This is a genomic window from Shigella sp. FJ200513 (assembly GCF_040495915.1).
Lineage (GTDB): Bacteria > Pseudomonadota > Gammaproteobacteria > Enterobacterales > Enterobacteriaceae > ECMA0423.
This window is the reverse complement of sequence record NZ_JBDYCV010000129.1, coordinates 1-9567: the sequence shown is the minus strand read 5'-3', so window position 1 is coordinate 9567 and position 9567 is coordinate 1. Positions and strand designations below refer to the sequence as shown.

The 9567-nt window shown below is 53.7% G+C and carries 6 protein-coding genes and 1 pseudogene; 2 read left to right on the top strand and 5 right to left on the bottom strand.

All coding sequences use genetic code 11. The features are described 5' to 3' along the window. Positions 1-100: 100 nt before the first annotated feature. Genes entF through fes form a run of 3 tightly spaced genes read right to left on the bottom strand, consistent with a single transcriptional unit; the run spans position 101 to position 5366 of the window. Positions 101-3946: an enterobactin non-ribosomal peptide synthetase EntF gene (entF, locus tag ABZJ92_RS18935; protein WP_000077740.1), complete on the bottom strand. Its 3846-nt coding sequence runs from the start codon at positions 3944-3946 to the stop codon at positions 101-103. After that, positions 3943-4161, bottom strand: coding sequence for an enterobactin biosynthesis protein YbdZ (ybdZ, locus tag ABZJ92_RS18930; protein ID WP_000885782.1), 219 nt, complete (start codon positions 4159-4161; stop codon positions 3943-3945). Before ybdZ ends, entF begins: the two co-directional genes overlap by 4 nt. Positions 4162-4163: 2 nt before the next feature. Further along, complete coding sequence (gene fes / locus ABZJ92_RS18925; protein ID WP_000125827.1) at positions 4164-5366, bottom strand: enterochelin esterase; 1203 nt, start codon at positions 5364-5366, stop codon at positions 4164-4166. Between the two features lie 188 nt (positions 5367-5554). On the opposite strand from fes, the pseudogene fepA reads away from it, so the two are divergent. Beyond that, a pseudogene (fepA, locus tag ABZJ92_RS18920) lies at positions 5555-7848 on the top strand (siderophore enterobactin receptor FepA). Positions 7849-8022: 174 nt separating this feature from the next. Next, positions 8023-8643 (top strand): enterobactin synthase subunit EntD, encoded by a 621-nt coding sequence (entD, locus tag ABZJ92_RS18915; RefSeq protein WP_001506608.1) that lies wholly within the window; start codon positions 8023-8025, stop codon positions 8641-8643. 121 nt (positions 8644-8764) lie between these two features. Here the strand turns inward: entD and hokE (ABZJ92_RS18910) are convergent, their stop codons facing one another. After that, positions 8765-8917 carry a type I toxin-antitoxin system toxin HokE gene (hokE, locus tag ABZJ92_RS18910; protein ID WP_000956465.1) on the bottom strand — a complete coding sequence of 51 codons (153 nt, stop codon included), beginning with the start codon at positions 8915-8917 and terminating at the stop codon, positions 8765-8767. Positions 8918-9267: 350 nt separating this feature from the next. Next, positions 9268-9420, bottom strand: a complete 153-nt coding sequence (gene hokE, locus ABZJ92_RS18905) for a type I toxin-antitoxin system toxin HokE (RefSeq protein ID WP_000956463.1) — start codon at positions 9418-9420, stop codon at positions 9268-9270. Positions 9421-9567: the final 147 nt, after the last annotated feature.

The window sequence follows — 9567 nt, the reverse complement described above, 5'->3', positions numbered from 1 at the left end:
ATGGAAATGGAAGCCACGCAAGCACCTTAAAATCACCATCATACACTAAATCAGTAAGTTGGCAGCATTACCTAATTATGGGTTTATAGATAATATTAATTTACCTGTTTAGCGTTGCGCGAATAATCGGCCCAATTTTTACAAACGCCCCTGGAGAGATAATATCCACATGCGCACAATCCTGACGATAGATATCCAGCTCCGCAATCCACGGCGACCAGGCGCGTTCGGGGCTCATACCTTCCTGAAGCGTGCGTTCAGCAACAAACAGCGTCGCTTTACCATCAAACGGTACGCTATGAGCAGTCGTCAGCAGGCGCACAGCATCAGCGTAGTTGCCTTCAATGGTGGTAAACAACTCCGTTGAAGTACTTCCCTGCTGTGCCGCCAGGAAGGCCTCGCGTTCGCGGTTAATCTCCGCCAGCACTTCCGGGTCCAGACCATTAGCCTCTTTTTCCTGCCAGTTTTGCGTCTCTGGCGGCCAGGTATCCAGCAAACCAAGAAATGCCACCTGTTCGCCACGGGCACGCAGCCGCGCCGCAATGCCGTGCGGTTGTTGCTCAAGTAGCGTTGCCAGATGCGCTTCGCAGACTTCATCCAGGTTTGTCGCTGTCTGCATGGGTCCATGAGGGCGCGGCGACTGAATGCCAATAATCGACCATTGTGGATCGAGATAACGCGAGAGCACGCTAAACTGCCAGGCAAAACCGGACGCCGGATGGAAACAAAACAGCGTCGGGCCATTACCTTCACGCAACGGCAGAATGGTTTCGAATCCCATGCGCCGGGAGCTGTCCTCTTCACCATCAATAATCGTTGCCAGTTTGGCGACGGTTGACGCGACCATCACCTGCCCCGGCGTCACCTGACGAGCAAACTGTCGACTTAACTGCGCTGCCAGTTTCATTGCCAGTAGCGAATGACCGCCCAGCGCAAAGAAATCAGCATCGGCATCCTGCACGTCACAACCCAGCAACGACGCGAATGCCGCGGCGATAATCGTTTCACTGCCCGCTTTCGGCGCACGCCCTGGCGCTTGTGCCTTCAGTTCAGGCAACGGTAAGGCTTTGCGATCCAGCTTGCCGTTGGCGCTAAGTGGCAACTGCGGCAGTTGCAGCAGAACGACTGGCACCATATGCGGCGGCAATGTTTCGCGAAGCTGCGCCTGCAATGCGCTGGTATCCAACGGCAGGCCCGATTGCGATACCAGATAGCCCACCAACTGACGCGCATCACCACCAGTGGCTGCCGCCTGGTTAATCACACAGGCGTGGGTAACGGCTTGTTTGACATCCGGCAGCGCCTGCATCACGCGATCGATTTCGCCCAGTTCGATACGCTGCCCGCGAATTTTTAGCTGATCGTCACTGCGCCCGAGGTACTCCACCGCGCCGTTATCCAGCCAGCGGGCAACGTCTCCGGTACGATACATCCGTTCACCAGGAGCAAAAGGATCGGCAATAAAGCGGCTGGCGGTCAGATCGGGTCGTCCAAGATACCCCTGCGCCAGTTGAATACCGGTGAGATAGAGATCACCCGCCACACCCGGCGGCACCGGATGCATCATCGCATCAAGAATACGCAGACCCGTATTCCATACCGGATAACCAATCGGCACACTGCTGCCGCGCACCTGTGCCAGTTCCTCGCCAAAAGCCGGATACCAGCTGACATCTACCGCCGCTTCCGTCGGGCCATACAGGTTATGCAACGGCGCGCCGGTTAACTGTTGCCATTCGCGGCATAAATCAGCCGGTAAGGCCTCACCACTACAGAAAACCTGTTTCAACGTCACGCAACTCTGGCGAGCGGTTTGCGGAGTCAGCGAGGCAACAAATGCTGCCAGCATCGACGGCACAAAGTGCGTGGTCGTTACGCCATATTCGGCAAAGAATTGCTGCATAGCGAGCGGGTCGCGGTGCGCTTCCGGTTCAGCCATCACCAGTTTAGCCCCGGCAATAAACGGCCAGAAAAACTCCCACACCGAGACATCAAAACTGCACGGCGTTTTTTGGGCAACGACATCTTCGCCTGTGAGCGGATAATGATTTTGAATCCACAACAGGCGGTTGACGATAGCCGTCTGCCCGACCATTACCCCTTTCGGCCTGCCGGTGGAGCCAGAGGTAAAGATGATATAAGCCGTGTGGTGCGGTTGTGAAAGTTGCAGCGGCGCACTGCCCTGGGGGGTAAGCGGGGCGTTATAGCAAAGGTTGGTTAAATTGGGAACATCGCTAAAGCGCGGCAGTTGATCGTCGGTGGTAATTAACAGCGACGGACGCGCATCTTCCAGCATCATTTTCAGGCGATCGTCCGGATAGCCGGTATCCAGCGGTAGCCAGGCCGCGCCAGCTTCAACTATTGCATGGAGTGCCAGGGTCAAAAAGACCGAGCGCGGTAGTGCCACCGCCACGCTGTCCCCTGGTTTAACGCCGCGCTCACGCAGCAGATTCGCCAGCGCCACCACCTGCTCGTGCATTTCCCGATAGCTGAACAGGTAACGCGCATCTGCCAGCGCCGGAGCATCCGGTGTTTTTGCCGCTTGTTCTGCCACCAGCGCGCTCAGCGTGGTTTCTGGAATCTCAACCTGAGTGGCGTTGATCTGCGCCAGCTGCGCATACTCACCTGGCAGCATAATATCGACATCGCCGCACAACAGCGCCGGATCCGCGGCGAACTGGGCAATCAGCATTTTCAGGCGTTCAGCATGCTGGATTAACGTTGGCTCATCGTAACGCTGTTTATTGGCGAGGATCTCAATACTCAAATCACCGTGTTCATCCGGGAACAGGGCCAGTTCAAGGTCATTAACCGGACCGGTTGCCAGGGTATGGGTTTGCGCCTGAACACCAGGAATATCCAGTTGGTAATCAAATACCTTAATATTGAGTACCGGACCAAACAGCGGTTCATCACCTGCCGCTCGCCCGCTGTCACGGACAATTTGTTCGGCATCGTAACGTTGATGACGACGCATTTTTTTCAGTTGTGCTGCCAGTCGGGTTGCCAGTCGGGTTGCCAGTTCCGGCAGCGTTTCTTGCGCCGCAATATGAATACCCAGCGGCAAAACGTTGAGCACGGGTCCGGTAGCCGTCAGCGCCGCCGAGCCCAGTCGACGCATAAAGATAAATCCGGCGGCGTAGTCCATGCGATTGCACAATCGCCCCAGCCACAAAGCCGTCAGCGCAAGGGCTAAATCGGTACGCTGCACACCTGAAAGTTGCGTAGCCAGCTGGCGGAATTCCCCGTCGGTAAATTCCATTTTCAGACGCAAAATATCTGCCGAGGCGCTGCGCCCCGCTAAAGGTGCCGGAGAAAGTGACGCGGGCGGTGGCAGTTGGCGACGCTGTTCCACCCAGAATGCCGCATCACGCTGCCAGGCTTCGCTTTCGCGGTATTGCTGGTACTCTTCCACTACATCAGCGAAAGGCGTAAACGGCGAAGCAGGCGTTGGTTCGCCACGCAGCAATGCGCAGTAAATGTTGGCGATCTGGCGGGTAATGGCCGGAAAACTGAAGCCATCGACCAGTAAATGGTGATAACGCTGATACCAGTACCAGCGGTTATCTGCCACCTGTATCAGTTGATGAAAGACCAGTGGTTTACCGCTATCGACGCGCAAATCTTGTTGCAAATCCGCCAGCATTAATGCCTGCGCAGTACCGTGCGGATCAATATTGGTTCGCAGGTCGATAATTTCTGGCAGTTCGAATATCAGCGCATCATCGACCCATTGCCAGACTTCGCCGTTATCTTCCGTAAAACGCATCCGCAAAGTATCTGCTTGCGCTAATCCGGCAACCACCGCGCGGGCCAGTAATGGCGCATCAACCTCTCCGGTTAACTCAACGTAATGCGCCACGCTCCAGGCGGAGGGTAAATCCGACAGTTTTTCTGCCATCCAGATGCCGGGCTGTGCGGCGACCAAAGGTAAATGCTGGCTCATTGTGCCTCCTGCAACTGGGTGAAATTCGCCGGTGTCAGAGTACGCCAGTGGGCTTCAAGCCACTGCTGGCAGGACTCTTGTGACTGCGGCTGACACACAATGTCCCAGCCTGCCGGTAAGGCGCATTGTTGCGGCCACAGACTGAATTGCCCCTGCGCATTGCGCAAAATGTAAAACGCTCCCTGTGGATCATCGAAGGGATTACTGAATGCCATATTCAACTCCTGTCATGGAAAAGTGGTTGCCAGAGGTCGATTAACCCCTGCATCAAGCCACCGCGCCAACAAAGCGCATCATGTCCGCCGTCAACCTGACGCCAGAAAATGGATTCTTTTATAGGGTGTAATTGCGCATACAGCGCCTGATTGGCCCGCATGATCATCGGCTCGCGAATACCCGCTTCCAGCACAATGCGCAGACCTTCGGCGCTAACTTCACCAGCTTTTAGCTTTTCAAGTAACACGCCCTCTTGCTGCCCGCCCCGATGCGGCCACCAGTACGATCCTGACTGGCTTAATACACAGCCAAAGCGTTCAGGCCAGTGCAGTCCGGCATACAGCGCGGACAGCCCACCAAAACTCTGCCCGGCGACCACGGTGCGATCGGCGCGATCGCTAAAAGGGGCAATAACTTTCACCAGGGGTAATAACTCTTGCTGTACTGCCAGCCAGAAATCCGCATTACACGGCAGTTCGTGGGCGCGGTGCGTGGTGTCGATAGCGTCGATCAACACATACACGGCGGGAGGAAGTTGCTGACGATGGGTCAGCGAAGTCAGCACAGGCCAGACGGGCATACTTTGCGCCCAAAATTCGCCATCGAGCAAAACTGCCAGCGGGCGTTCTTCTGCTGTTACATCGCCGGTGGTAAAAATCCATACACGACGTGAATTTTTCAACCGTTCACTTTTCCAGATAATTTCTTTGGCTGGTATTTCTGGCGCTTGCGGACAATCCCATCCCGGTTGCAGAGGCGCTTGCGGCATTTCGAGTGCAGAAACAGCGTGCCCTAGCCCGCCTTTCCAGCTTTGTGGATTCAGCGGATCGGCTATTGCCTGGGGTAATAGTTTTCGCCAGCCTTCACGTAATTCGAGGCGATCGGGGGATGGTGCAGAAAAAATGTCATCGCGTTCGGTGGGAATAAAGCAGTAGCTGCCGCGCCAGTTGGCATTGAGTTGTGTCGTCCACTGCCAGACATCAGTACCTGCAATTCGCTGCATCGACTGGGGCTGGCTGTTCTGATGATGATCGGTCACACCAGTGATGTAGACCCATACGCGCTTTATCGTCGAGTATTCTTCAGAACCTTGGGGATCACGCCACCAGAAAGTGACCTCAAACATTTCGTCATTCAGACGCTGCCATTCCGGGCCATGTTTCGACTGCCACCAGCTCTCACTTCCTACTTTTAACGCCGTCACACCATAACCCCATGTTTACTGTGCAATTTTTCATTGATTGCAGAAATATATTGATAATGTTATTAATAACTATTTGCATTTGCAATAGCGTAATGGCGCGCCGTGGGAAGCGCGGACATTAATTAACCAACTGCACTGCGTGTCTTTCAGGATCAAAGGTTTTCGCGGTAACGGGATGCGTCGTGTTGATGACGACCATGCCCGACAGTTGCAATTCGTGGCAAAAATGCAGGAATAAAACAATGAACAAGAAGATTCATTCCCTGGCCTTGTTGGTCAATCTGGGGATTTATGGGGTAGCGCAGGCACAAGAGCCGACCGATACACCTGTTTCACATGACGATACCATTGTCGTTACCGCCGCCGAGCAGAACTTGCAGGCTCCTGGCGTTTCGACCATCACCGCAGATGAAATCCGCAAAAACCCGGTTGCCCGCGATGTGTCGGAGATCATCCGTACCATGCCAGGCGTTAACCTGACCGGTAACTCCACCAGTGGTCAGCGTGGGAATAACCGACAGATTGATATTCGCGGTATGGGTCCGGAAAACACGCTGATTTTGATTGACGGCAAGCCGGTAAGCAGCCGTAACTCGGTGCGTCAGGGCTGGCGTGGCGAGCGCGATACCCGTGGTGATACCTCCTGGGTGCCACCTGAAATGATTGAACGTATTGAAGTTCTGCGTGGTCCGGCAGCTGCGCGTTATGGCAACGGCGCGGCGGGCGGCGTGGTTAACATCATTACCAAAAAAGGCAGCGGCGAGTGGCACGGCTCCTGGGACGCATATTTCAATGCGCCAGAACATAAAGAGGAAGGTGCCACCAAACGCACTAACTTTAGCCTGACCGGTCCGCTGGGCGACGAATTCAGCTTCCGCTTGTATGGCAACCTCGACAAAACTCAGGCTGACGCGTGGGATATCAACCAGGGCCATCAGTCCGCGCGTGCCGGAACGTATGCCACGACGTTACCAGCCGGGCGCGAAGGGGTGATCAATAAAGATATTAACGGCGTGGTGCGCTGGGACTTCGCACCATTGCAATCGCTGGAACTGGAAGCGGGTTACAGCCGCCAGGGTAACCTGTATGCGGGCGATACCCAGAACACCAACTCTGACGCTTACACTCGCTCGAAATATGGCGATGAAACCAACCGCCTGTATCGCCAGAACTACGCGCTGACCTGGAACGGTGGCTGGGATAACGGCGTGACCACCAGCAACTGGGTGCAGTATGAACACACCGTAACTCGCGTATTCCGGAAGGTCTGGCGGGCGGTACCGAAGGGAAATTTAACGAAAAAGCGACACAGGATTTCGTCGATATCGATCTCGATGACGTGATGCTGCACAGCGAAGTTAACCTGCCGATTGATTTCCTCGTTAACCAGACGCTGACGCTGGGTACGGAGTGGAATCAGCAACGGATGAAGGACTTAAGTTCCAACACCCAAGCACTGACCGGAACGAATACCGGTGGCGCTATTGATGGCGTGAGTGCCACCGACCGTAGCCCGTATTCAAAAGCAGAAATTTTCTCGCTGTTTGCCGAAAACAACATGGAGCTGACTGACAGCACCATCGTAACGCCGGGGCTGCGTTTCGATCATCACAGTATTGTCGGCAATAACTGGAGCCCGGCGCTGAACATATCGCAAGGTTTAGGCGATGACTTCACGCTGAAAATAGGCATTGCCCGCGCCTATAAAGCGCCGAGCCTATACCAGACTAACCCGAACTACATTCTCTACAGTAAAGGTCAGGGCTGCTATGCCAGCGCGGGCGGCTGCTATCTGCAAGGTAACGATGACCTGAAAGTAGAAACCAGCATCAACAAAGAGATTGGTCTGGAGTTCAAACGCGACGGCTGGCTGGCGGGCGTCACCTGGTTCCGTAACGATTATCGCAATAAGATTGAAGCGGGCTATGTGGCTGTAGGGCAAAACGCAGTCGGCACTGATCTCTATCAGTGGGATAACGTGCCGAAAGCAGTGGTTGAAGGTCTGGAAGGATCGTTAAACGTACCAGTTAGCGAAACGGTGATGTGGACCAATAACATCACTTATATGCTGAAGAGTGAAAACAAAACCACGGGCGACCGTTTGTCGATCATCCCGGAGTACACGTTGAACTCAACGCTGAGCTGGCAGGCACGGGAAGATTTGTCGATGCAAACGACCTTCACCTGGTACGGCAAGCAGCAGCCGAAGAAGTACAACTATAAAGGTCAGCCAGCGGTTGGCCCGGAAACCAAAGAAATCAGTCCTTACAGCATTGTGGGTCTGAGCGCGACCTGGGATGTGACGAAGAATGTCAGTCTGACCGGCGGCGTGGACAACCTGTTCGACAAACGTTTGTGGCGTGCAGGTAATGCCCAGACCACGGGCGATCTGGCAGGAGCCAACTATATCGCCGGTGCCGGCGCGTATACCTATAACGAGCCGGGACGTACGTGGTATATGAGCATTAATACTCACTTCTGATGCTAACGTCAGATTGTTGACAAAGTGCGCGTCGTTCACGCCGGATGCGGCGTGAACGCCTTATCCGGCCTACAAAGATCTTGCCAATTCAATATATTGCAGGATCACGTAGGCCTGATAAGCGTAGCGCATCAGGCAGTTTTGCGTTTGTCATCAGTCTCGAATATGGTCGATATGAAAACTACGCATACCTCCCTCCCCTTTGCCGGACATACGCTGCATTTTGTTGAGTTCGATCCGGCGAATTTTTGTGAGCAGGATTTACTCTGGCTGCCGCACTACGCACAACTGCAACACGCTGGACGTAAACGTAAAACAGAGCATTTAGCCGGACGGATCGCTGCTGTTTATGCCTTGCGGGAATATGGCTATAAATGTGTGCCCGCAATCGGCGAGCTACGCCAACCGGTGTGGCCTGCGGAGGTATACGGCAGTATTAGCCACTGCGGGGCTACGGCATTGGCCGTGGTTTCCCGTCAACCGATTGGCGTTGATATCGAAGAAATTTTTTCTGCGCAAACAGCGACCGAATTGACAGACAACATTATTACACCAGCAGAACACGAGCGACTCGCAGACTGCGGTTTAGCCTTTTCTCTGGCGCTGACACTTGCATTTTCCGCCAAAGAGAGCGCATTTAAGGCAAGTGAGATCCAAACTGATGCAGGTTTTCTGGACTATCAGATAATTAGCTGGAATAAACAGCAGGTCATCATTCATCGTGAGAATGAGATGTTTGCTGTGCACTGGCAGATAAAAGAAAAAATAGTCATAACTCTGTGCCAACACGATTAATTGACAACATCTGGTACGATTCGCCCGCAGCCATCACTGACTGCGGGCGAAAGTGTAAAGCAGGTGCCTTACCACTCTGACCTGACAACCGGATATGCGGGGATTACTCCCCGCACAACGGCTACTTCTTCGGTTCGTAAGCAAGAACAGCCTTAAACTCAATATTACGTTCCTTTACGGTGAACTCACACAGCGAGTCTCCGACCAGAAGCGTAAATCCCAGCACCGTCAAACACAGCACTATGACTGCCACAAGGGCATATTTCGTCAGCATGTTTATATTGCCTCCATGCGAAGAAGGGACTACCATCCGAGTTGTTGAGGTTCGGAGTGGCAGCCCCAGGATTGATAGAAATATCTCTTGGGGCTTCATCTTTCCAAACCTCAGAGTTAACCTGAAACCGGAAAGCTTCAGGCACCCGCCGTTATCTTACCCTTCCTTAGCAAAATAGCTGTTTATTTATACAGTGAGTCCTGTTTCGGACTTCTGTCGGCAAAACTCATCATTGCTCTTAAAACGAAATCGCCCGCAGCCATCACTGACCGCGGGCGAAAGTGTAAAGCAGGTGCCTTACCATCCTGACCTGACAACCGGATATGCGGGGATTACTCCCCGCACAACGGCTACTTCTTCGGTTCGTAAGCGAGAACAGCCCTGAACTCAATATTACGTTCCTTCACCGTAAACTCACACAGCGAGTCTCCGGCCAGAAGCGTAAATCCCAGTACCGTCAAACACAGCACTATGACTGCCACAAGGGCATATTTCGTCAGCATGTTTATATTACCTCCATGCGAAGAAGGGACTACCATCCAAATTGTCTGGTTTGGAGTGGCAGCCCCAGGGTGTACTGACCCCAAAAAGTTGGACAGTTATACACGAGGCATATAGGTCTGATTCCGATATTCAATTGGAGTCAGACC